The 22541-nt window shown below is 71.0% G+C and carries 27 protein-coding genes; 10 read left to right on the forward strand and 17 right to left on the reverse strand.

Going from position 1 to position 22541, the window contains the following annotated elements; genetic code table 11:
- Positions 1-18: 18 nt before the first annotated feature.
- Complete coding sequence (locus ACI2K6_RS04890) at positions 19-1788, reverse strand: NYN domain-containing protein (protein ID WP_282502231.1); 1770 nt, start codon at positions 1786-1788, stop codon at positions 19-21.
- A gap of 83 nt (positions 1789-1871) precedes the next feature.
- On the opposite strand from ACI2K6_RS04890, the gene ACI2K6_RS04895 reads away from it, so the two are divergent.
- Genes ACI2K6_RS04895 through ACI2K6_RS04905 form a run of 3 tightly spaced genes read left to right on the forward strand, consistent with a single transcriptional unit; the run spans position 1872 to position 4182 of the window.
- Complete coding sequence (locus ACI2K6_RS04895) at positions 1872-2684, forward strand: glycosyltransferase family 2 protein (RefSeq protein WP_282502230.1); 813 nt, start codon at positions 1872-1874, stop codon at positions 2682-2684.
- Entirely contained in the window at positions 2681-3541 is an 861-nt protein-coding gene (locus ACI2K6_RS04900) for an endonuclease/exonuclease/phosphatase family protein (protein ID WP_282502229.1), read from the forward strand. Before ACI2K6_RS04895 ends, ACI2K6_RS04900 begins: the two co-directional genes overlap by 4 nt.
- Positions 3538-4182, forward strand: coding sequence for a hypothetical protein (locus ACI2K6_RS04905; protein ID WP_354451082.1), 645 nt, complete (start codon positions 3538-3540; stop codon positions 4180-4182). The genes ACI2K6_RS04900 and ACI2K6_RS04905 overlap by 4 nt, the downstream gene beginning before the upstream one ends.
- Here ACI2K6_RS04905 and ACI2K6_RS04910 read toward each other — a convergent pair.
- The 3 genes from ACI2K6_RS04910 to ACI2K6_RS04920 all read right to left on the reverse strand — a co-directional run bounded on the left by ACI2K6_RS04910 (position 4166) and on the right by ACI2K6_RS04920 (position 6819).
- Positions 4166-5404, reverse strand: a complete 1239-nt coding sequence (locus ACI2K6_RS04910) for an FAD/NAD(P)-binding oxidoreductase (protein ID WP_354451084.1) — start codon at positions 5402-5404, stop codon at positions 4166-4168. The genes ACI2K6_RS04905 and ACI2K6_RS04910 overlap by 17 nt on opposite strands.
- A 62-nt stretch (positions 5405-5466) precedes the next feature.
- Positions 5467-5832 (reverse strand): hypothetical protein, encoded by a 366-nt coding sequence (locus ACI2K6_RS04915; protein ID WP_269267484.1) that lies wholly within the window; start codon positions 5830-5832, stop codon positions 5467-5469.
- A gap of 162 nt (positions 5833-5994) precedes the next feature.
- Positions 5995-6819 carry an SDR family NAD(P)-dependent oxidoreductase gene (locus ACI2K6_RS04920; protein WP_323987373.1) on the reverse strand — a complete coding sequence of 275 codons (825 nt, stop codon included), beginning with the start codon at positions 6817-6819 and terminating at the stop codon, positions 5995-5997.
- Between the two features lie 133 nt (positions 6820-6952).
- Here ACI2K6_RS04920 and ACI2K6_RS04925 point away from each other — a divergent pair, with 133 nt between their 5' ends.
- On the forward strand, positions 6953-7168 hold the full coding sequence (locus ACI2K6_RS04925) for a DUF2945 domain-containing protein (protein ID WP_112613597.1): 216 nt from the start codon (positions 6953-6955) through the stop codon (positions 7166-7168).
- Positions 7169-7247: 79 nt separating this feature from the next.
- On the opposite strand, the gene ACI2K6_RS04930 is transcribed toward ACI2K6_RS04925, so the two are convergent.
- The 13 genes from ACI2K6_RS04930 to ACI2K6_RS04990 form a co-directional block, all read right to left on the reverse strand.
- Positions 7248-7703, reverse strand: coding sequence for an SRPBCC family protein (locus tag ACI2K6_RS04930; protein ID WP_023951935.1), 456 nt, complete (start codon positions 7701-7703; stop codon positions 7248-7250).
- Positions 7704-7813: 110 nt separating this feature from the next.
- Positions 7814-8899 (reverse strand): DNA glycosylase AlkZ-like family protein, encoded by a 1086-nt coding sequence (locus ACI2K6_RS04935; RefSeq protein WP_354451088.1) that lies wholly within the window; start codon positions 8897-8899, stop codon positions 7814-7816.
- 35 nt (positions 8900-8934) lie between these two features.
- Positions 8935-9618 (reverse strand): NAD-dependent deacylase, encoded by a 684-nt coding sequence (locus ACI2K6_RS04940; RefSeq protein ID WP_354451090.1) that lies wholly within the window; start codon positions 9616-9618, stop codon positions 8935-8937.
- 2 nt (positions 9619-9620) lie between these two features.
- Entirely contained in the window at positions 9621-10352 is a 732-nt protein-coding gene (locus tag ACI2K6_RS04945; RefSeq protein ID WP_354451092.1) for a sulfurtransferase, read from the reverse strand.
- 127 nt (positions 10353-10479) lie between these two features.
- Entirely contained in the window at positions 10480-11328 is an 849-nt protein-coding gene (locus tag ACI2K6_RS04950) for an aldo/keto reductase (RefSeq protein WP_354451094.1), read from the reverse strand.
- A 74-nt stretch (positions 11329-11402) separates the two neighbouring features.
- Positions 11403-11900 carry a GNAT family N-acetyltransferase gene (locus ACI2K6_RS04955; RefSeq protein WP_354451096.1) on the reverse strand — a complete coding sequence of 166 codons (498 nt, stop codon included), beginning with the start codon at positions 11898-11900 and terminating at the stop codon, positions 11403-11405.
- Between the two features lie 146 nt (positions 11901-12046).
- Positions 12047-12904, reverse strand: a complete 858-nt coding sequence (locus tag ACI2K6_RS04960) for a siderophore-interacting protein (protein ID WP_274177482.1) — start codon at positions 12902-12904, stop codon at positions 12047-12049.
- Positions 12901-13734 carry an ABC transporter ATP-binding protein gene (locus tag ACI2K6_RS04965; RefSeq protein WP_354451099.1) on the reverse strand — a complete coding sequence of 278 codons (834 nt, stop codon included), beginning with the start codon at positions 13732-13734 and terminating at the stop codon, positions 12901-12903. The genes ACI2K6_RS04960 and ACI2K6_RS04965 overlap by 4 nt, the downstream gene beginning before the upstream one ends.
- Positions 13727-14767: an iron chelate uptake ABC transporter family permease subunit gene (locus ACI2K6_RS04970; protein ID WP_274177480.1), complete on the reverse strand. Its 1041-nt coding sequence runs from the start codon at positions 14765-14767 to the stop codon at positions 13727-13729. Before ACI2K6_RS04970 ends, ACI2K6_RS04965 begins: the two co-directional genes overlap by 8 nt.
- Complete coding sequence (locus ACI2K6_RS04975) at positions 14764-15765, reverse strand: iron ABC transporter permease (RefSeq protein WP_282502217.1); 1002 nt, start codon at positions 15763-15765, stop codon at positions 14764-14766. Before ACI2K6_RS04975 ends, ACI2K6_RS04970 begins: the two co-directional genes overlap by 4 nt.
- Positions 15762-16694, reverse strand: coding sequence for an ABC transporter substrate-binding protein (locus tag ACI2K6_RS04980; protein ID WP_282502216.1), 933 nt, complete (start codon positions 16692-16694; stop codon positions 15762-15764). Before ACI2K6_RS04980 ends, ACI2K6_RS04975 begins: the two co-directional genes overlap by 4 nt.
- 68 nt (positions 16695-16762) lie before the next feature.
- Positions 16763-17410, reverse strand: a complete 648-nt coding sequence (locus ACI2K6_RS04985; RefSeq protein WP_274177477.1) for an NAD(P)H-binding protein — start codon at positions 17408-17410, stop codon at positions 16763-16765.
- Positions 17411-17474: 64 nt separating this feature from the next.
- The gene (locus ACI2K6_RS04990; protein ID WP_023951957.1) at positions 17475-17984 is read right to left on the reverse strand and encodes a bifunctional nuclease family protein; all 510 of its coding nucleotides are present in this window, start codon (positions 17982-17984) and stop codon (positions 17475-17477) included.
- A 76-nt stretch (positions 17985-18060) separates the two neighbouring features.
- Between ACI2K6_RS04990 and ACI2K6_RS04995 the strand changes: the two genes are divergently transcribed.
- The 6 genes from ACI2K6_RS04995 to ACI2K6_RS05020 all read left to right on the forward strand — a co-directional run bounded on the left by ACI2K6_RS04995 (position 18061) and on the right by ACI2K6_RS05020 (position 22511).
- Positions 18061-19095, forward strand: a complete 1035-nt coding sequence (locus ACI2K6_RS04995; protein WP_274177476.1) for an LLM class flavin-dependent oxidoreductase — start codon at positions 18061-18063, stop codon at positions 19093-19095.
- A gap of 18 nt (positions 19096-19113) precedes the next feature.
- Entirely contained in the window at positions 19114-19425 is a 312-nt protein-coding gene (locus ACI2K6_RS05000) for a hypothetical protein (RefSeq protein ID WP_323987366.1), read from the forward strand.
- A gap of 105 nt (positions 19426-19530) precedes the next feature.
- Positions 19531-20067: a GNAT family N-acetyltransferase gene (locus ACI2K6_RS05005; RefSeq protein WP_274177474.1), complete on the forward strand. Its 537-nt coding sequence runs from the start codon at positions 19531-19533 to the stop codon at positions 20065-20067.
- A gap of 39 nt (positions 20068-20106) precedes the next feature.
- Positions 20107-20904 (forward strand): alpha/beta fold hydrolase, encoded by a 798-nt coding sequence (locus ACI2K6_RS05010; protein ID WP_274177473.1) that lies wholly within the window; start codon positions 20107-20109, stop codon positions 20902-20904.
- A gap of 221 nt (positions 20905-21125) precedes the next feature.
- The gene (locus ACI2K6_RS05015; protein WP_094262115.1) at positions 21126-21407 is read left to right on the forward strand and encodes a GlsB/YeaQ/YmgE family stress response membrane protein; all 282 of its coding nucleotides are present in this window, start codon (positions 21126-21128) and stop codon (positions 21405-21407) included.
- A 153-nt stretch (positions 21408-21560) separates the two neighbouring features.
- Complete coding sequence (locus tag ACI2K6_RS05020; RefSeq protein WP_404568201.1) at positions 21561-22511, forward strand: aldo/keto reductase; 951 nt, start codon at positions 21561-21563, stop codon at positions 22509-22511.
- Positions 22512-22541 lie beyond the last annotated feature (30 nt).

Raw genomic sequence — 22541 nt, forward strand, 5'->3', positions numbered from 1 at the left:
CCCCGGGTGACCTGCGGATCAGCTCGCGGATGAACCGGGGCGTGATGCCCGGCGTGGCGTCCGCTTGACGGGGGCGGCTGCCGCCGCGGGCTCTTCGGCGCGCGGCTCCACGGCGGGCTCCGCGGGAGCGTCCGTCACCGGAGCCTTCCGGCTGCGGGGTGCCCGCTTCGGCCGAGTGGGCGCCTCGGCATCGGCCCCGGCTTCGGCTTCGGCTTCGGTATCGGCTTCATCCGACGGTGTCTTCGGAGCGGCGGCCCGGCTCCGCGAAGCGCGCTTCGGCCGAACCGGGGCGTCGGTCGAAGGCTCGGTCTCAGCCGGAACGGACTCGGCGACGGGCTCGACGTCAGCCGCGGGGGCGGACGCCGCATCGGTGCTCGGAGCCGGCGCAGCCTCGTCCGTCTGCGTCTCCGTCGACGCGTCGGCGTCCGTCGCGCGCTTCGCGGCGGTGCGGGCACCGGTTCTGCGAGGGGTCCGGGTCTTCGACTCGCCGCTCGCCGACGTCGTCTCCGCTTCGGACTTCGCGCTCGTCTTCGCCGCTGTCCTCCCGCCGGTCTTCTTCCCGGCCCGGCCCGCAGCGGGCGCCTCATCCGTGACCGGAGCGGCGTCAGCCGAAACCGCCGGCTCGTCAGTGCTCGCGACGTCCGACGTCTCGGTCGCGTCGGATGCCGGCGCGGGCTCGATAGTTGCCACGCCGGCCGCCGTCTCCGTGCTCTCCGACGGCGCTGCGGACGCTGCGGCGTTGCCGCGCGCCGCCGACGAGACCGCGTCGAGAGCCGCATCCAGGGCTGCGCCCAGCGTGAGCTGCTCGATCATCGGACGGCGGTTGCGCGGCGTCGATCCGCTCGTCGGTTCTGCCGGAGGCATCGCCCGCGAGCCCTCGTCACGCGCCTCGGCGGCGACCTCCGGGGCCGGCGGCTCAGCGTCCTGCGCGGCGCTCTTGGCGCGGGACGGCTTGCGCCGCGAGCGACCGCCGGTCGTCCCGGCTTCGGCCTCGCCGCGAGCGTCGCCGCGCCCCTTCGCGGACGCATCCGCAGGGGTGTCGTCGGAGCCCTTCACGCCCGCTGCGTCCTTCGGGCGAAGCGACATCCCGCCCGGCTTCGACTCGATCGTGAACAGCCCCACCGCCCGCACGAGATCCGAGAGTTTCGCGTAACCCCAGTTGCGGGGGTCGAAGTCGGGCTGCTGCTTGCGCATGAGCTGCCCCACCGTCCCGAGGTCGGACCAGCCGTCATCGGCGGAAGCCGTCTCGACGGCGCTCCGGAGGAGAGCCACGAGGCGCGCATCGCCGCGCAGCGCCGCGGACGTCCAGCGCTCAGCCGTCGTCGAGCGGGCGGCATCCTTCTCGTCGACGACTCCGAGCACCTCGAGGTAGGTGAACTGATCGCAGGCGTTGCGGAAGGCCTCGGGCGTCTTCCGCTCGCCGAAGCCGTAGACGGTCACACCCTCCTCGCGGATGCGCGAGGCGAGGCGCGTGAAGTCGCTGTCGCTCGAGACGATGCAGAACCCCTGGAATCGGCGCGTGTACAGCAGGTCCATCGCGTCGATGATCAGCGCACTGTCGGTCGCGTTCTTGCCCGTCGTGTTGTCGAACTGCTGCATCGGCTGGATGACGTGCTCGCTCGCGGCATCCTTCCATCCGCGCAGCTGCGACTTGGTCCAGTCGCCGTACACGCGCTTGACCGAGGCGGTGCCGTAGGTGGCGATCTCGGCGAGTACTCCGCCGATCCGCGATGGCGAGACGTTGTCGGCATCGACGAGGACGGCGAGGAGATCGCTCTGCTGAGGCATACCTCCAGCATGTCATTGACGGCGGGCCGGAGCACTGTCAAGCCGCTCCCGCCGCTCCCGCGCCCGCCGTAGCGTGAGGTCCGATGACACTCGAACGCCAGCCCCCGCTGCACCGTCCGACCGTCTCGGTCGTGATCCCGGTGAAAGACGATGCTGTGATGCTGCGGCGGTGTCTGCGCGCTCTCGCCCAGCAGTCCGAACAGCCCGATGAGATCGTCGTCGTCGACAACGGTTCACGCGACGACTCCGCCGAGGTCGCGCGAGCCGCGGGTGCACGGGTCGTCGAGTGCGTGACCGCCGGCATCCCGGCGGCGGCCGCCACCGGCTACGACCATGCGACCGGCGATCTCGTGCTGCGCCTGGACGCCGATTCGCTTCCGGATCCGACGTGGGTCGCGGACTTCCGTCGCGACTTCGCCCAGCGGCCTGACGTCGATGTCCTGACCGGCGCCGCGCACTTCGTCGACGGGCCCCGCGCCCTGCGGGTACCGCTCGCAGCGACGTACCTGGGACTCTATGCACTGCTGGGCTTCGCCGCTCTCGGCCACCTGCCGTTGTTCGGCTCCAACCTCGCCTTCCGTCGCGCGGCCTGGCGCAGCGTACGGACGGAGGTCCACCGCGGCGACGCAGAGGTGCACGACGACTTCGACCTCGCGTTCCACCTCGGCGGGCGACACCGCATCGCGTACTCGCGCCGTGCCGACATGGGGATCTCGATGCGACCCTTCGACGACGGGCGAGCCTTCCGCACGCGTATCGCCCGCGGCTTCCGCACCGTCCTCACCCACTGGCCGGACGAGCTGCCGCACCGCCGCGTCGCCCGGCGGCTCCGCCGCGCGCAGCGCGTGGCCCCGGAGCACCCGGCCTCGGCGCTGTCCGCGCAGGTCAGCCCATGACGGTCTCGACGGGCACGGCTGCGGCGATGCCGCGCATGTTCGGTCCCGACGAGATGCATCCTCACGACCTCCACGTCGCGACCTGGAACATCCGGCGCCGCATCGACGGCCCCACCTGGCCCCCGAACGACCGTTGGTCGGTGCGCGGCCGGCGCCTGGCCACGGTGCTCCACGCCGACCCGCCCGCCATCCTCGGAACGCAGGAGGCGATGCCCGATCAGGCCGACCTGGTGCGCGCCTCGCTCGGCACGGCCTACCGCTTCGTCGGTCATGGCCGGGGCGCCGACGGCCGCGGCGAAGGCTGCCCGATCTTCTTCGACAGCGACCGGCTGCAGCTCACCGGTCACGAGCAGCTCGCTCTCTCCGAGACGCCCGAGGTCGCGGGATCGATGTCGTGGGGCAATCCCGTGCCGCGGGTGGTCGTCCGGGCCGCCTTCCGCGATCGGGTCACCGGCAGCGGCCTGACCGTTCTCAACACCCATCTCGACGTGTTCTCCGCGCGGTCACGGCTGCGCTCGGCATGGCTCCTGCACGACCTCGCCGCCGAGACCGCGGGCCCGGTGGTCGTCATGGGCGACATGAACGCCGGGCCGGGTTCGGCACCTCTCGCGGCGTTGTTCAGCAGCGACCTGGTGGATGCGTGGCATGCGGCGGAGGTCCGGACGACCCCGCTCTGGGACACCTACGGCGGATATCACCCACCGCGCGTGCGGAAAGGCCCGATCGACTGGATCGCGGTCGACCGGCGCACCCGCGTCATGCGCGCCGCGGTCGACACCCGGACGAGCGACGGCGCCGCGCCCTCCGATCACCTCGGGATGCACATCCTCCTCCGCCTGAGCAGGGAGCAGTCGTGAGCCGGCCCGTCATGATCGACAACTTCCTCCGACCGCCCCGCACCACGAGCGCTGTCGCCGCGGACGCGGTGCGGCTGTGCGGCGTCCTCAGCATCGTGGTCGCGGTGCTGAGGTTCGAGCCCACGGACGCCGGCATCCTCGCCTTCGCCCTTCCCGCACTCGTCGCACCGCGGTTCGTCGGCGTCCGTCCCGCATTCGACATCGTGTGCGGCATCACGGTCCTGGTGGCGGCGTGGAGCAACGTCGTCGATCTGTATCGCAGCGTCCCACCGTGGGACATCCCCGTGCATCTCGTTTGCACGGGCGTCCTCGCAGCGCTCGCCTACATCGCGGCGGCTCGGGTCTCGATCGTGCCGCTTCCCGGCGCCGCGGGCTTCCGGCGGCGGACCGGCCTCATCAACACGACGGCGTTCGGTCTCGCCTTCGCCGCCCTCTGGGAGATCGTGGAGTGGGTCGGCAAGGCGTTCGTCGACACCATCCTCGTGACCTACGACGACACGATCGGCGACATGGCCGTCGGTGGACTCGGCGCGCTGATCGCCGGCATCCTCGTGGCCCGCGTGCGGCTGACAGTCGAGCGCACGCCCGCGGCGGGCAGCGACGCCGACCACGACGCCGCGGGCGTCACGCCCTCCCGGTGAGGATGAGGTTCCAGTAGACCCAGGGCAGCACGCGCCGGTCGAAGAACCACGACAGCGCGCTCTCGCGGTACATGCGGCGGAAGAAGGGGATCGTCGGCATGAGATCGCCGGTGGGCCCGAACTCGGCCCACACGACGCTCGAACGCGACACCGTCATCGGGCATACGCCGTAGCCGTCGTACCGCGCACGGGGTTCGCCACCCGAGGCGACGGCCGCGAGGTTCTTCGCGAGCACCATGGTCTGCTTGCGCAGCGCTCCCCCGCTCTTCGAGTTCGTCGTCGCGGCGGCGTCACCGATGGCCCACACGTTGCCGAAGCGCCTGTGGCGGAGGGTCTCGGGGTCGACGTCGACGAACCCGTCCGCATTGCCGTCCGCTGCCAGGCCCGAGGCGCGGATCCAGTCGGGCGCCGACTGCGGCGGCACCACGTTGACGAGATCGAACCGGAGGCGTTCGATGCCGGAGGGCGAGCCGATGACGACTTCGGAAGCCGCGGCATCCACCTCGATCAACGCGCTCTGCGTCCGCAGCTCGATGCCGTAACGGTCGATCGCCCGCTGGATCTCGTGGTCGAAGGCCGGGATGCCGAACACGGTGCTCTCCGGCACGACGAGGACGACTCTGATGTCGTCGAGCACACCGGTGCGCTGCCAGTAATCGCACGCCTGGTACATGGGTTTCTGCGAGGCACCCGCACACGAGGCGGGGCCTGCGGGCTGCGTGAAGACGACGGTGCCCTGCCGCAGATCGCGCAGGCGCAGCGACGTGCGCGCCGCGAGGTCGCCCTCGTAGTGCGTGGTGACGTCGCCCGTGCCGATCGACTCGGCGAGGCCCGGAACGCTCGCCCAGTCCTTCTGCATCCCGGGGCTGAGGACGAGGTGGTCGTAGCCGATCTCGTCGCCCGAGATCAGGCGGACGACCGATCGACGCGGGTCGACCGAGACGACGGCATCCTGGATCCACCGGACGCCGTCGGGGATGACGCTGCGCTGTGGCCGGACCGTCTCGCTGATGCGCGCGGTGCCGCCGGCGACGTGCGAGAACAGCGGCTGATACTCGTGGACGTCCTTCGGCTCGATCAGCGCGATGTCGTCGAGTCCGCGCCGCTGCAATCGAGCCGCGGCGGACACCCCGCCGTTGCCGCCGCCGACCACGACGATCCGGTGATGCGCGTTGTGCGACCGGGTCGCTCGGGGATCGGATGCTGCGTCTGCCGTCGCCATGCGACCACGGTAGGTGGCAGGCGCGGAACGACCGAGGTGCTTGCGTCGCGCGACGGCGGGGTCTAGAGCGTCTCGGTGATGTAGATGAGCACGAAGATCGCGAGAGACCCGACGGCGAGGATGCCCATCGCGACGGCCAGCCGCCGATTGCGGACGGGGGCATCGGCCGACGACCGGGCGGCGACGACCATCATCGCCCAGCCGACGACCGCGAAGATGATGCCGACCGCGGGCAGCGCCGTCTGCAGCTGGAATGCCAGCACGTAGAGCACGATCGCGACCGCGGCCAGGACGCCCGCGGGCACGAGCCACCGCGAGGCCGATCCGTGTCGGAAGCTGGCCTGATTGGTGAGATCGGTGGGATCGGGCCGGGGGTGGCGGTCCGGCATCTGCTCGGGTCCGTGGGGCTCGTTGCGCTTGTCGACCATGTCGTCCTCCCGTTCGACCCCACGGTATGCGCTCCCCGCGCCCCCGCCGACCCCCTTGCGCATCCCGCGCCGAGCACGCACCGTCCGCGCGAGAACGCACCCTGCACGGTGCGCTTTCGGCGCGACGGTGCGTACTCGCGCAGCACAGCCGGCGCGGGCGGGTCAGCGGGCGAGGGCGACCATCTCGGCACTCCGGTCCCAGAGCTCGCGGGCGAGGTCGGCGTCGGTCGCATTGCGGTGGGAACGGGTCGGACGGTCGTTCTCGTAGTAGGCGCCGGGCACCCAGTCACGGTTGGGGATGCCGTCGGCGAGGAAGACCAGTCGAGCGCCGCCCTCGTCGGTGGTCGTGAGCAGGCGCCGGGCGAGGGGGTTGTGGTAGACCCAGCGGAGCGGGCCGGGAACGTTCGCGGCGAACTGCGTCGCGACGACGCCGGGGTGGAACGCGGCCGCCGAGATGCCCTGTTCGCCGAACCGGGTCTGGAGTTCCCGCGTGAACAGGATGTCGGCGAGCTTGGCGTTGCCGTAGGCGATGCGTCCCGAGTAGTGCTTCGCCGCGTTCAGGTCGGTGACGTCGAACCGTGAGAACAGGCGAGCCGCCACACTCGCCGTCTGGATGACGGATGCCTCGCTCTCGATGAGCCGCTCGAGCAGCAGGTTCGTCAGCAGGAACCCGGCGAGGTGATTGACCTGGAAGGTCTGCTCGTAGCCGTCGACGGTGAGGGCACGCGGGCCGAAGATGCCGCCGGCATTGTTGGCGAGTACGTCGATGCGCGGATAGGCCTCGAGCAGCTCGTCGGAGAGCCGACGCACCTGCGCGAGCTCGGCGTAGTCGGCCAGGTGGTAGGGCGCGCCGAGCTCGCTGGCGAGAGCCCGCGTCTTCTCCGGCGAACGCCCGACGAGCACGACTCGATGCCTCTCTCGCGCGAGGCGCCGCGCCGCGGCCGCCCCGATTCCGTCGCTGGCTCCCGTGATGACGATCGTGCGCATGCCCGCAGTCTCGCAGGCTGCGGCCGGTCGACGGGAGTGCTGGCGCATCCGACCCCGGTGTGTCAACGACTTCTCCCCCGGCACCGGCCGGCGGAAGGATCGCGGCAACCGAAGCACAACGGAAGGAGCCGGCATGGCTCAGGAACTGTCGAAGGGCGACCGCGTCAGCTGGGACACCTCCCAAGGGCGGACGCAGGGGAAGATCGTCGAGAAGAAGGAGAAGGACTTCCAGTTCGCGGGTCAGAAGTTCACAGCATCCGCCGACGAGCCGGCCTTCATCGTCGAGTCGGAGAAGAGCGGCGACCAGGCGGCCCACAAGCGTTCGGCGCTGCGCAAGCTCAGCGATTGAGCGGCAGCCACCCCGCAGCGCGACGAGAGGCCCCTCCGCCGAACGGAGGGGCCTCTCGTCGTAGCCGTCAGCGTCGAGGTCAGTTCTCGATGTCGCCGCGCCAGGCTCCGGTCTCGGTGCCGCGCGACTCGATGAACTCCTTGAAGCGCGTGAGGTCCTTCTTCACGGCGTGGTCGTCGATGCCGATGGCCGCGCCGACCGACTCGACGAAGCCCTCGGGCTTCCAGTCCAGCTGAACCGTGACGCGGGTCTCGTTGTCGCTGAGCTTGTGGAAGGTCACGACACCGGCGTGCTCGTCCTTGCCGCCGACGCTGTTCCAGGCGACACGCTCGTCGGGGTGCTGCTCGGTGATCTTCGCGGTGAACTCGCGCTCAGCCCCGCCGATCTTGACCTTCCAGTGGGTCGTGCCGTCGTCGAGCTGGGTGACCGACTCGACGAAGCTGAGGAAGTGCGGGAACGACTCGAACTGCGTCCACTGGTTGTAGGCGACGGAGACGGGAACGTCGACGTCGATGGTCTCGATGATGCGAGCCATGGGCGGCTCCTTTCGTTTCGATTGCGGGGCTGTCACCATGCTTCGCCGTCACCGGCGCCATCGCGACCGACTTGCGACCTCGACGGTCGGCTGGTAGGCCAGGGGCGGAGTCAGTCGAGTCCGCGTACCGGCACCCCGAGCCATTCGGCCAGGTCGCGGATCTCCGCCTCGACCATCTCGCGCTCCTCGCTCTCCCAGGGCACGAGCTCGTGCAGCGCCGCGACGACGAGGTTCTCCTTCGGTTTGTCGAGCGCCGCGTCGAGGAGGCCGATGAACCGGTCGCCGCAGAGGATGGGATGCGCGAAGTAGCCGTAGACGCGCTGCGCCTTCGGCACGAACTGCTCGAGCTTGTAGGTGAAATCGAAGGCCTCGACCAGTCGCGGCCGGTCAAACAGCATTCCGTCGTACGGATTGAGGATCGCCACCCTCCCGCCGGGGTCGTCGTCGATGGCTTCGAGCGCCCGCGGGTCGACCCGCCACTTCCACGTGCTGCCCTCGACGGAGGCCGGCTCGCCGGCCATCCCGACCCCCGACCACGACGACTTCTGCCGCGCGAGCCCCGCGCCCTGCAGGCGGCGCTCGTCGAGGATCGCCCCCGCCTCGTCGTAGGTCAGGTCAGCGGGCTCGGGACCACGCGCCCGCTCGGCGACATCCCAGCGGCGCAGCCGACCGGCACGCCCCACGACCGCGACCTCGCCGAGCCGCTCGAGCAGGTCGAGCATGCGCGGCACCTGGTTGTCGCTGTACCAGCCGCTGTCGTTGCCGGCGGGCACGGCGGCGGTGTCGGGGATGTCGGCCGCCAGCAGCGGTCCGTCCGCGCGCAGGCGCGCCAGCACGTCGGCCCGGAACGCGCTGTTGGCCTCGAGCCACGCCGCGGTGCTGTCGCGCACAGGACGCATCCGCATCCGCACGCGCATCGCGGGCAGCATGCTCGCGGGGTGGAACGATCCGGCGTACTCGAAGAGCTGCCGGTCGTCTTCGACGGCCTTCGTCAGCTGCCCCGGCTCATATCCCCAGCCGATCCTCGCCCACGGGATGGCCTGCTCGCTGGGCGCGATGACGGCCGTCGGGTCGATCTTGATGGCGCCGATCTGCTCGGCCACCTCGACGACGTCGCCGGGACGGTCTGCCTCGAGCAGCTGCGCCCGCACGATGACGCGGCGCGCCTGCTCGCGCGTGAGCCGATGCGGTTCCATGCGATGACGCTACCGCCGACCCCCGACCGCGACGCTCAGAAGCGGGCGACCCACTCGGGAACGGTCGCCGTCGCCGGGCCGAGCAGGACGTCGTCGAACAGGCGAAGGTCCTCGTAGGCCTCGAGGTTCAGCAGAGCGGTGCGGGCCCCGGCTTCCGCCGCCACCGCGACGAGGGATGCCGCGGGCGTGACCGCCCCCGACGTCCCGATCACCCAGAACTGCTCGCACAGCGCCACCGCGTCGAAGATGTCGTCGAGCCCATATACCGCCTCACCGAACCAGACCACGTCGGGGCGGAGCGCTCGGGCTCCGCACACGGGGCAGGGCGGCCCGTCGGCGAGGTCGCCGTGCCACGGCATCCGCTCTCCGCACGCCTCGCAGAGCGCCGACTCGAGCTCACCGTGGATGTGGCTGACGCGCACCGACCCGGCACGCTCGTGCAGGTCGTCGATGTTCTGCGTGACGATGAGCACATCGCCCGGGCGCCGTGCTTCGAGGTCGGCGAGGGCGATATGCGCCGCATTGGGCTCCGCGGCGGCCGCCGCGCGACGACGCTCGTCGTAGAACGCGTGGACGAGAGCCGGGTCGGCCGCATAGCCCTCGGGAGTCGCGACATCCTCGATGCGGTGGTCCTCCCAGAGCCCGTCGGCGGCGCGGAACGTACGGATGCCCGACTCGGCGGAGATGCCGGCCCCCGTGAGGACGACGATTCGCGCCACCGTCAGCGCCGCGCCGTCAGGTCGGGGGCGAGAGCCTCGCGCTCGTCGAAGACGAAGCACTCCCCGTTCCAGTGCGCACCGCCCGCGTGCTCGAAGTAGCCGAGGATCCCGCCCTCGAGCTGGTAGGCGTCGACCCCCTCCTCGCGCAGGACGATCGCCGCCTTCTCGCAGCGAATACCTCCCGTGCAGAAGCTGACGACCGTCTTATCGGCGAGCTGGTCGCGATGCACGGCCGCAGCATCCGGGAACTGGGTGAACCGCTCGATCCGCCAGTCGATGGCGCCCGCGAAGGTGCCGTAGTCGACCTCGAACGCGTTGCGGGTGTCGAGCAGCACGATCTCGCGGCCGGTGTCGTCGTGGCCCTGGTCCAGCCAGCGCCGCAGGTCGTCGGGCGACACGCTGGGCGCGCGTTCGGCGGCGGGGCGGATCGCGGGGCGGTCCATGCGGATGATCTCGCGCTTGACCTTCACGAGCATCCGGCCGAACGGCTGATCGTCGGACCAGCTCTCCTTGGCCGTCAGCGCTGCGAAGCGCTCGTCGGCGCGCAGGTCGTCGAGGAAGCCCCGGACATCGCTCTCGGGACCGGCGAGGAACAGGTTGATGCCCTCCTCGGCCAGCAGGATCGTGCCCTTGAGCCCCGCGCCCACGGCACGCTCGCGCAGCACCTCGCGCAGTGCGGCGGGGTCGGCGATGTGCGTGAAGAGATACGCCGAGACGTTGAGAACGGATGCCACGCCTCCAGCCTACGAAACCGGCGGCCGCACGCGGATCGGGCGCAGTTCCCGACGTCCGCCGCAGAAGAATCTGCGCGGGATGCCGAGAACTGCGCCCGAAGCCGAAGCCGGAACGGCCCGAGGGGGGTCAGTTCACCTCGGAGGGGTGGGCGCTCACGCGGCCCGAGCCGTCGCCCGGGTCGAGCGCCGAGATCGCGTCGACCTGCGCCGTGGTGAGCTCGAAGTCGAACAGCGATGCGTTCTCGACCATGCGCTCGCGGCTGACCGTCTTGGGGAAGACGATGAAGCCACGCTGCAGGTGCCAGCGCAGCACGACCTGAGCCGGGCTCTTGCCGTGCGCGGCGGCTGCCTCGGCGACGGGCTCGGCGCCGAACAGGTCGTACTTGCCCTGACCGAGCGGACCCCACGACTCGATGCGCACGCCCTTGTCGGTCGCCCAGTCGACGACATCCTTCTGCTGGTAGGCCGGGTGCAGCTCGATCTGGTTGACGGCGGGGAGCACACCGGTCTCGGCGTGGATCTTCTCGAGGTGCTCGACGAGGTGGTTCGAGACGCCGATCGAGCGGGTGTGGCCCGCGTCGCGCAGCTCGATGAGCTTCTGCCACGCGTTGACGTAGTTGCCGTTGGCGGGGGCCGGCCAGTGCACGAGGTAGAGGTCGACGTGGTCGAGCCCGAGCTTCTCGAGGCTCTCGGAGAGTGCCTTGCGGGGCTCATCGCCGCCATGGCGGTCGTTCCACAGCTTGGTCGTGATGAACAGCTCGTCACGCGGGATGCCGCTCGCGGCGATGGCGCGGCCGACGCCCTCCTCGTTGCCGTAGATCGCGGCGGTGTCGATGTGGCGGTAGCCCGCCTCGAAGGCCTCGGAGACGAGACGCTCGGTCTCGGCCGGGTCGACCTTGAAGACGCCGTAGCCGAGCTGCGGGATCTCGAAGCCGGAGTTGAGTGACACGTTCGGAACGTGGATCTGATCTGCCATGAGTCCACCCTACGAGCGCGCTCCGACCGCGTCGCCGGGATTGACGCGGGGCGCTCCGAGGGGCATGGCAGCACTCAGCCGGCGAGCGCGTGCAGGGCGTCGCCGGTGAGGCGCTGCGTCGTCCACTCCGACATCGGCTCGGCCCCGATCGAGCGGTAGAACGCGATCGAGGGGGCGTTCCAGTCGAGGACGGTCCACTCCAGCCGCGAGTATCCGCGTTCGACGCAGACCTCGGCGAGCGACGCGATCAGCGCCTTGCCGTAGCCGGTGCCGCGCTGCGATTCGTCGACGAAGAGGTCTTCGAGCCAGATGCCGTGGCGTCCCGTCCAGGTCGAATAGGTCAGGAACCAGATCGCGATGCCCATGATCGCGCCGTCGCGCTCGACCACGTGGCAGAAGGCGCGGGGCTCTGGTCCGAACAGCGTCTCGGTGAGCATCTCGGCGGTGTTCTCGACGGCATCCGGTTCGCGCTCGTAGACGGCGAGGGCGTGGATGCAGGCGAGGATGCCGGTCTCGTCACCGGGGCGGGCGGCGCGCAGGACAGCGCCGCCGGGAAGGTCGCGCGGGGTCATCCCGCCAGCGTATCGAGCGTGGCGTCCGCCGCCACGCCGCGCCAACTCCTCACTTTCGGGCGTTGCCCGCACCGGACGGCCCGGGATGCCCGCGATGGCCGCCGAGACGACTTCCGACCATGAGGAGTTAGCGCGAGCGTCGGGAATCACCCGACGAGCGGGCCGCCGTGCCGCCAGTACCCGAGGAACGAGATGCGCTCCTTCGGCATGCCGACCTCGGCGGTCAGGAACCGGCGGATGCCGGTGACGACGCCCGACTCGCCGGCGAGCCACACGCCGTAGCCCGGGTCGGCCGCGGCGGCGGCACCGTGCTCCGCGGCCCAGGACCGCACCGCCGTGGAGAGGGCGTCGTCGCCGGCGCGGTGCTCGACACGCGTCACGAGGGCACGGTCGGCGATCGATCGCGTGACGAGGTCGTCGGCGGGGTCCGCCGCGCCGACGATCACGTGCGGCTGCGCCTCCTCCGGCAGCGAGTCGACGATGTTCCGCAGGGCGGGGAAAGCCGTCTCGTCGCCCACGAGGAGGAAACGGCTCGCCTCGCCCGGCGTCCAATGGATGCCGTATCCCGTCCATCCCATCCGCACGTCGGGTCCCGTGATGACGAGCGGGTCGCCGGGGCGGGCGGCCAGGGCCCATGCCGAGGCGGGGCCGACGGGCTCGTGCAGGAAGAAGTCGACGTCGATCTCGCGTTCGGCGACGCGAATCGCCGACGGCGTATAGGTGCGCAGCACGTTGCGGTCGTCCTCGTCGAGCGCCTTCCACCGGGCGTACCAGTCGGAGGGGTGCGGGGTCGGCTCGTCGAGCAGGCCGAACTCGGCGAGCCCCGGGTGTGGGCGCCCGGGCATCGGCAACACGATCTTGATGCGCTGGTCGAGCCCCCACGGCGCGAAGTTCGCCAGCGCCTCCCCGCGAAGGGTGATGCGGATGAAGCCGGGGCTCAGTCTCGCCACGGCGGCGACCTCGACGACGAAGGCGCTGTACGCCCAGGGACGCTCAAGGCTCACGGTGCTTCCTCCCCCGTCACTGCCCTGGGCCGACGCGCGCGCAGCGGCACGACGAGCGGCCCACCCGTGACCGGATCATCGACGACGATGTTCGCGAGCCCGAAGACCTCCTGCACCCGCTCGCTCGTGATCACCTCCGCCGGGGGTCCCTCCGCGAGGATGCGCCCGTCTCGCATCGCGACGATGCGGCTCGCGTACCGGGCGGCGTGGTTCAGGTCGTGGAGCACCGCGACGATCGTACGGCCCCGCTCGTTCAGCTCGGCGAAGAGCTCCATCAGGTCGACCTGGTGGGCCACATCAAGGAACGTCGTCGGCTCGTCGAGCAGCAGCAGGTCCGTCTGCTGCGCCAGGACCATTGCGACCCAGACGCGCTGCCGCTGGCCGCCCGAGAGGGCCTCGACCGCGCGCGAGGCGAGCTGCGTCGTTCCCGTCGCCGCCAGCGCCTCGTCGACGGCCGCATCATCGGCGGCCGACCACTGCCGGAAGAGGTTCTGGTGCGGATAGCGCCCGCGTCCGACGAGCTCGCGTACGGTGATGCCCTCGGGCGCGATCGCCGATTGCGGCAGCAGACCCAGTCGGCGGGCGACCTCCTTCGCGGGCAGCTCGGTGATCGCGCGCCCGTCGAGCACGATGTTCCCCGCACGCGGCGCGAGCAGGCGCGACAGGCCGCGCAGAAGAGTGGATTTGCCGCAGGCGTTGGGCCCGATGATGACGGTGAACGACCCGGGCTCGATTCGCACCGACAGATCGCGGACGATCTCGGCGCCGTCGTAGGCGAGGGTCACGGACTCGGCGGCGAGCGATGTCGCCGAAGGGAACGGGTCAGGCACGGCGGCGGACCTCCAGCACGATCATGAGGACGAGGTAGGCGCCGCCGAGCGAGACGGTGACGACGCCGACGGGAAGCGGAGCGGGCAGCACGTGCTGCGCGATGAGGTCGGAGGCGATCAGCAGCACGGCGCCGATCAGGGCGGAGAGCCCGAGCGACAGGTGCGGAGTGCGCGCGATGAGGCGCCCCACCTGCGGCGCGGCCAGCGCGACGAAGGCGATGGGACCGCCGACGGTCGTCGCGGCCGCGACCAGCACGACCCCGACCAGCAGCGCGAGCGTGCGAACGAGCTGCGGTCGGGCGCCGGTGGCGGCAGCGAGGTCGTCACCGAGCTCGAGCTGACGCAGCCGCGGTACGAGCGCGAACGACAGGGCGACGAACGGCACCGCACACGCGAGTGCACCGGCCACCGCCGGAGCCGTGACGCCGTTGAGACTGCCTGCGCCCCAGGCCGAGGCGAACATCGCGGTCTCGAGCTCGATCTGCAGCAGCATCCAGGTGTTGAGCGACGCGAGCATCGCCGAGACGCCGATGCCGACGACGATGAGGCGGAACCCCTGCAACCCGCCGCGCCAGGCGAGCGCCCAGATCGCGACCGCGGTGCCGAGAGCACCGATCAGCGAGCCGCCCACGAGCACCGGCCAGCTCGACGACACCAGAACGAGCGCGGCGAGCATCCCGGTGAACGCTCCGCTCGACAGCCCCAGGATGTCGGGGCTCGCGAGCGGATTGCGGGTGACGGTCTGGAAGAGCGCCCCCGCGATCCCGAGGATCGCCCCCACGCCGAGGGCTCCGAGCGCTCGCGGCAGCCGCCACTCGCGGACGACGGTCTGCACGAGCGCATCGTCGCTCGCGCCGGCCAGCGCCGCGATGACATCGCCCGGCGCGACGGGGAACGTACCGGCGCCGAGGGCGACGACCAGCAGGACGCCCGCGACCACGAGAGCAGCCATCCCGACGACGACGCTGCGCAGGCGGACGGGAACGTGCAGTCCACCGACCCGCAGGCGCAGCATCCGCGGCCCGCCGCTCACAGTGCGCTCGCCCGGCGTCGGCGCGCGAGCGCGATGAGGATCGGAGCTCCCACGAACGCCGTGACGATGCCGGCCGGCAGTTCCGCGGGCGCGATGAGCACGCGCCCCACGACGTCCGCGGCGAGCACGACGACCGGGGCGAGCAGGGCGCTGACGGCGAGGATCACCCGGTGATCGGCACCGAACAGCCAGCGTGCGATGTGCGGCACCATGAGCCCGACGAACGAGATCGGCCCCGCCAGTGCCGTCGCCGCCCCGGCCAGGAGGGTCACCGCGACGGTGACGCCGATCCGGATGCCGGCGAGGTTCGCCCCCTGCGCCCGAGCGACGTCATCGCCCAGTGCGACGGCGTTGAGTCCGGCGCCGAGCACGAGCGCCAGGACGAGCCCGAGCGCGATGAAGGGCGCGACCGGCACGATGGTGTCCCAGCCGCGACCCAGGAGCGACCCGGCGTTCCAGCTGCGCATCGCGTCGAAGGCGTCGGGATCGCTGAGCACGATGCCCGTCGTGATGCCCGACAGCACGGCACCGAGCGCGACACCCGCGAGCGTGAGCCGGATCGGTCCCGCCGCCCCGCGCCCGCCCGAGCCGATCAGGTAGACGGCGACCGTAACGACGAGTGCGCCGACGAACGCGAACCAGACCGCTCCCGACGTCGCGTGGACGCCGAGGACCGCCATTCCGAGCGCGACCGCGAGAGCGGCGCCGGCGTTGACTCCGAGGATGCCGGGATCAGCGAGCGGATTACGCGTGAAGGCCTGCATCAACGCTCCGGCGACACCGAGGGCAGCACCCGCGATAAGCCCCACGACCGTCCGCGGAACGCGGAGCTCGGCGACGACGAACGTCGCCTCGGGCGAGCCCTCGCCGCGCAGCACCCCGATGACGGTGTCGAGTGACAGCGGATTCGCCCCGACGGCCAGGGATGCCGCGACGACGAGCACCAGGGCCAGGGCGATCGCGGCCCCCGCCGCCGCGCGTCCGGCTCTCGAGCTCACCGCCCGTCGAGGAAGCGCTCGATGTCGCTCAGCACGCTCTGGGCGCCGCGCGGACCGACACCGGCCACCCAGGTGCTCGTGTCGACGAGGGTCACCGACGGGAAGGCATTCGCGTTCTGGGTGATCGCCGCCGGAACCGCCGATGCGTCGGTCGTGTCGGATGCCGTGACGAAGACGGCGTCCGCACGCGCGTCGAGGACGTTCTCGGGAGAGATGTCGGCCTGCAGTCCGTCGGCCCAGTCGTGCGCGGGCGTCGTGTAGCCGACGCACTCGAGCAGGCTGCCCGCGAACGAGACGGGTCCGTACAGGCTGAGGGTCGTCTCGTCGCGGGGGCGGATGACCTGTGCCGTCTTGCCGGCGAGATCGTGGGCTTCGCCGATTTCGGCGCAGCGGTCGTCGACGGCGGCGATCTGCGCCGCGACCTCATCCTCGCGCCCGAGCGCCTCGCCGATCAGCTCCGCGTTGTCACGCCACGGGTCCGCCTGCGTCGCGATGAAGACTGTCGGGGCGATCGCGGACAGCTGGTCGTACAGCTTCGAGTGACGCGCCTCGGTTCCGAGGATGAGATCGGGCTTGAGCGCGGCGATCGCCTCGAGGTCGGGCTCGGGTACCGTGCCGACCGGTTGAACGCCATCGACGCCGAGGTAGGCGGGGATCCCCGCGACGTTACTCGCGACCGCGGCTCCGACCGGCGTGATGCCGACGGAGACCGCGGTGTCGAGTTCGAGGGGCTCGAGGGTCACGACGCGCTGGGGCTGCTCGGGAATCTCGGTGACGCCGCGGGCGTGCTCGACGGAGCGAGCCGCGGCGCTGGCCTCAGGGGCGACGTCGGCCGCAGAGGGCTGCGCCGCACATCCGGCCACGACGAGGGCCGCGGCGGCCGAGATGGCGACGGCGCTCAGGGCGCGCCGAAGGGGACGAGACAGCATGTGGGGGCCTTCCCTCGGGTCGATCTCGCGGCGAGCGCGATGAGGCAAGGCAACCCTAACAAAAACGGTCAGTCGGCTGTGAGGGCCGCCTCGATCGGGGTGTCGCCGCCCGTGAACTCGATCATGCGTCCGGCCGTCGAGGGCTCGGCGAGGACGGCTGCGATGACCGCCGCGACATCGCCGCGGGGAACGGACTCCTCGCCCGAGCCGCCCACCGTGATCTTGCCGGTCGGCTCGTCGAGCGTCAGGCCGCTCGGCGCGACGATCGTCCAGTCCAGCCCGCTCTCGCGCAGGTGCGCGTCGGCCTCCGCCTTCGCCTCGGCGTAGGCGTAGAAGGAGTCGTCCTCGGGCACGCCGTGATCCGGTCCCGCACCGAAGTACGACACCATGACGTAGCGGCGCACGCCGGCTGCCGCGGCGGCGTCGATCGAGCGGATGGCCGCGTCGCGGTCGACGGCCCAGGTTCGGGCGGCATCCCCTCCTCCGGCTCCGGCAGCCCAGACGACCGCGTCGTTGCCGCTGAGCAGGTTCGTCAGCTGGTCGACGTCGAAGGACTCGACGTCGGCGACGAGTGGCGTGGCACCGGTCGCGGCGACGTCGGCCTCGTGATCGCGGTTGCGGATGACGGCGGTGACGGTGTCACCGCGCTCGGCGAGGATCGGCTCCAGGCGGAGCGCGACCTTGCCGTGGCCTCCGATGATCAGGATGCGGGACATGGGTGTTCCTTTCGTCGGGGGGGTGTGGATCGGATGCGGCTGCGCCGGCTCTTCGGCCGGCGCGTCAGCCGCGGAAATCGTCGGGATCGATGTCGTCGAGGAACTCGCGGAACTCCGCGACGCGCTGCTCGGCCGCCTCGGGAGTCTCGGCCCCCTCCGGCGCTTCGCTCACGGTATCGGGGATGCCCGCCTCGGCGAGCACGTCGTCGGCGACGAAGATCGGCGCCCCGGCACGCGAGGCGAGCGCGATCGCGTCGGAGGGGCGGGCATCGACCACCCGAGATCCGGTGAGGGCCGTGACCGTCACCTCGGCGTAGAAGGTGCCGTCGTCGATGCGGGTGACCTCGACACGGTCGACGGTCGCGTCCGTCGCGTCGAGCAGGCGGATCATGAGGTCGTGCGCGAGGGGACGCGGGGGCGAGACCCCTTCGACCGCGACGAGGATCGACGTCGCCTCCTGCGAACCGATCCAGACCGGCAGCACCCGATCCGACAGCGCGTCGACGGGCTTGAGCAGGATGACGTGCTGCTGAGCGGGATCGAGCGCGACCCCGAGAACGCGGACCTGGACCATGACACCTCCCGGGGTCGGTTTCGCCCAGCCTATGCACGGGGGAATGCGAACGGGGCCACGGGCGTTGCGGGTTGACATGCAGCGTTTCGGCACTCTCTCGTTCGGTCACTACGGTCCCCTGGGCGGCGGTCGCGAGCTCACCGCCGGTGATTCGCTGCGTCAGGCCATCGACCTCGCGCAGGGAATGGACGACCTCGGCGCCGTGGGCGCCTACTTCCGCGTGCACCACTTCGCACGGCAGCAGGCGTCGCCGATGCCGCTGCTGGCCGCGATCGCCGCGACGACGAAGAACATCGAGATCGGCACCGGCGTCATCGACATGCGGTACGAGAACCCGCTCTACCTCGCCGAGGAGGCCGCGGCCGTCGACCTGATCTCCGACGGGCGACTCGCGCTCGGCGTGAGCCGCGGGTCACCCGAGACCGTCGTCCGCGGGTACGAGGCGTTCGGGTACACCGGCTCGCAGGATCCGCGCGGCGCCGACATCGCACGCGAGCACTTCGACACCTTCCTCCGCGCCATCGAGGGCGAAGGACTCGCCGAGCGCGACCCGAACAGTCCCTTCGGCGGCGGGAACGGGATGCAGCGGATCGAGCCCCACTCCTCCGGACTCCGCTCCCGCATCTGGTGGGGCGCCGGCACGACCGAGACCGCTGAGTGGGCCGGACGCAAGGGTGTGCACCTGATGTCGTCGACGCTCCTCACCGAGGCGGACGGTACGCCGTTCGACATCCTGCAGGCCCGACAGCTCGATGCGTTCCGCGCCGCGTGGCGCGAAGCCGGGCATCCCGGTGAGCCCCGCACGTCGGTCAGCCGCTCGGTCTTCCCGATCACGACCGCCGAGGACGAGCTGTACTTCGGCGGCAGCAACGACCAGGACGGCATCGGTTACATCGACGGCATGCGCTCGACCTTCGGCAAGACGTACGCCGCGGCGCCCGACGTCCTCGTCGAGCAGCTGCTGCAGGATGCCGCGGTCATGAGCGCCGACACCCTCATGCTGACGATCCCGTCGCAGCTGGGCGTCGAGTTCAACCTGCGCGTCGTCGAGTCGTTCGCGAAGCACGTCGCTCCCGCGCTCGGCTGGAAGTCGGCACCCGCCACCGTCTGACCGCCTAGGCTCGGCGGCGTGACGAAGCTCGACGTCCATCCATCTGCACCGCTCGCGATCGCGTCGGGCGCGGTCGTACTCGCGGGACTCGACGTCGCGTCCGGCCTGATCGCGGTGCGAGATGACGAGGCGTATCTCGCTATCGCGGTGTCCGCTGGCCTTCGTCTCTTCGCGGCGCTGTGCCTCGTCGTCGCGCTGGTTGCGGCGTTCCTGACCCCGAAACGGCGGGGCGTGCAGATCGCCGGGGTTCTCGCGGTGGCGGTGGTTGCGATCGCCGTGGTATCCATCGGCGAACACCTCGCCCGCGAAGCGAGCGCCTTCATCCCCTGACCTGACACAGCCCAGCCAGCCGTTAGCGTTGAGCGCGAGCGCCGCTGACCGGCGCACGGCTGCCGCGACCGCGGCACCGCCCGCCCCCGAAGCGAAGGCGCCGCCATGATCATCGAGCTCGTCCGTATCGACCCGACGGGAGCCGACCGCGAGGAACTGATCGCGTTCATGACCGGCGAGGTGTTCCCGTTCCACGTCGGGACCCGGCCGACGCGCGAGCAGGTCGAGGACGGCATCGCCGCGGGACGGTTCCGCGACGACGACAACGACTCGTTCTGGATCGACCATGTCGAGCACGGCCGCATCGGGTTCTTCCGCCTCGAGGAGATCAGCGACGGCGCACCGCTGTTCGATCTCCGGCTGGCGTCGGCGTGGCGGGGCCGCGGCCTCGCGAAAGACGTGCTGGCGACGGCGGCAGACCACGTGTTCACGACGATGCCCGACGTCGACCGCTTCGAGGGGCAGACCCGCGAGGACAATCGCGCGATGCGCCGCGTCTTCGATGCGTGCGGCTGGGTCCAGGAGGCCTACTACCGCGAGGGATGGCCCGTCGAGGGGGCCGAACCGCTGGGATCGGTGGCGTACAGCATCCTCCGTCGCGACTGGGAGACGGGCGAGGTCACGCCACTGCGCTGGTCGTAGCTCGCGCCGAGCACGCACCATGGCGGCGAGAATGGAGGGATGACGCAGCACCGCCGCACCATCATCGACCGTGACGGCGTCTCGCTCACGGTGACCGAGGCGGGAGGGTCGGGTTCCGCGGTCCTGCTGCTGCACGGGTTGGCGGGCAGCTCGCGCGAGCTCATGCCCACGGCGGACGCGCTCACCGACCGGCATCGCGTGCTGCTGCTCGACCAACGCGGTCATGGCTGCAGCACGCGGCGACCCGACGATCTCTCCCGCGACGCCTTCGTTGCGGATGCCGTCGCCGTGATCGAGCGGTTCGCGCCGGACGAGCGGGTGGCGCTGGTCGGACAGTCGATGGGCGCGCACACCGCGTTCCTCACCGCGAGCCGTCATTCCGACCTGGTGAGCCGGCTCGTCATGCTGGAGGGACACCCGGCGGGAAGCGCCGATCCTCAGGATGCCGCCGACCTCGGCGCCTTCTTCGCCTCGTGGCCGACCCCGTTCGCCGACGCTGCCGCCGCGCGGGCCTTCCTGGGCGACTCGCCGCTCGTCGACGCCTGGGTCGCCGACCTCGAGAAGACGCCGTCGGGATTGCGGCCGCGCTTCGACGCGGACGTCATGCAGGCCGTGATCACCGCGGTGCACGAGCCGCGATGGCCCGAGTGGGAGAGCCTCACGGTGCCGACGACCGCCGTCTTCGCCCACCGCGGCATGTTCTCCCCCGAGCAACAGGCCGAGCTTGTCCGCCGACGCCCCGGCACCCGCATCCTGCCTCTCCCCGACGGCACCCACGACGCACATCTCGACGCATTCCCCGCTTGGCTCGCCGTGCTGCGTGAGGCGCTTGCCTGACGTAGCTCGGCCGAGTACGCACCCATGGCGCCGAGAGCGCACCGTCGCGGGTGCGTTCTCGCCGCGACGGTGCGTGCTCGCCGCTCGCACGGGCCCGCAAGGGTACAACCACGGCGGGAGTGGGCGAAAGAGCGAACGTGATCCCGCGGGCGCGGCCATAACCTGTCGTCCGCCCCCGGGTGCCCACCGGCACCTGTTCCAGCGAAGAAAGAAGAAGCACCATGCTCTGGACGATCCTCGGCCTCATCCTCGTCGGACTGATCGCCGGCTTCATCGCACGCGCCGTCATCCCCGGCAAGCAGAACATCGGCATCCTGATGACCATCGTGCTCGGCATCGTCGGCTCGTTCGTCGGCGGATTCCTCGGATTCCTCATCTTCAACCACAGCCCCGAGGGCGGCTTCCTGCAGCCCTCCGGCATCATCGGCTCGATCATCGGCGCCATCATCGTGCTCGGCATCTACGTCGCCGTCACGCGCCGCGGCTCGACCCGCACGCGCTGACACCGCCGCGCACGCGCACCGCGCCAACTCCTCAGATTCGGCGGCCCCCTCCCCTGGCGGGGGCTCGGCACCGCATGGCGGGTCGGATTCTGAGGAGTTGGCGCGTCGTCGTTGGACCGGAATACGAACTCGCCCCCACACCTTGAACCCAACATGAGCACGATCGGAAACAGCGACCTCTCCGTCTTCCCCCTCGCCCTCGGCGGCAATGTCTTCGGCTGGACCGCCGACCGCGACGCGTCGTTCGCGATCCTCGACGTTTTCGTCGAGGGAGGCGGCAACTTCGTCGACACCGCCGATTCCTACAGCGCCTGGGCGCCCGGCCACAGCGGCGGCGAGAGCGAGACGATCATTGGCGAATGGCTCGCCGCGCGCAGCCGCCCCGAGGTCGTCGTGGCGACCAAGGTCAGCCAGCATCCCGACTTCCGCGGCCTGTCCGCCTCGAACGTCCGCGCTGCCGCGGAGGCATCGCTGAAGCGCCTGGGCGTCGACGCGATCGACCTCTACTACGCCCACTTCGACGACGAGGAGACCCCTCTCGAAGAGACGGTCGGCGCGTTCGGCCAGCTCGTCGCCGACGGCCTCGTCCGCCACATCGCCGTGTCGAACTACACCGCCGAGCGCATCGAGGAGTGGCTGCGCATCGCCGATGAGACCGGCGTCGCCCGCCCCGTGGCCATCCAGCCCCACTACAACCTCGTGCACCGCAACGAGGTCGAAGACACGATCGTGCCGATCGCCGAGCGCGAGAACCTCAGCCTCATCCCCTACTTCGCTCTGGCGAAGGGCTTCCTGACCGGCAAGTACCGGTCGACAGACGCCTCGGCTCACAACACCCCGCGCGCCGAGGGCGCCGCCGTGTATGCGACGCCGCAGGGCCTGCAGATCGTCGACACGCTCGAGCGCATCGGCGCCGCACACGACGTGTCGATCGCCTCGGCCGCTCTCGCGTGGCTGCGCTCGCAGCCGACCGTCGTCGCGCCGATCGCGAGCGCCTCGCGCCTCGAGCAGGTGCAGGGCCTGCTCGACGGCGGACGCGTCGAGCTCACGGCCGACGAGATCGCCGAGCTCACCCGCGTCTCGACGTGGAGCCCGGAGGCCTGATCGGCAGCATCCGTAGCTCGGAGAATCACG

This window comes from Microbacterium sp. NPDC006705 (genome assembly GCF_044903545.1).
GTDB lineage: Bacteria > Actinomycetota > Actinomycetes > Actinomycetales > Microbacteriaceae > Microbacterium > Microbacterium plantarum.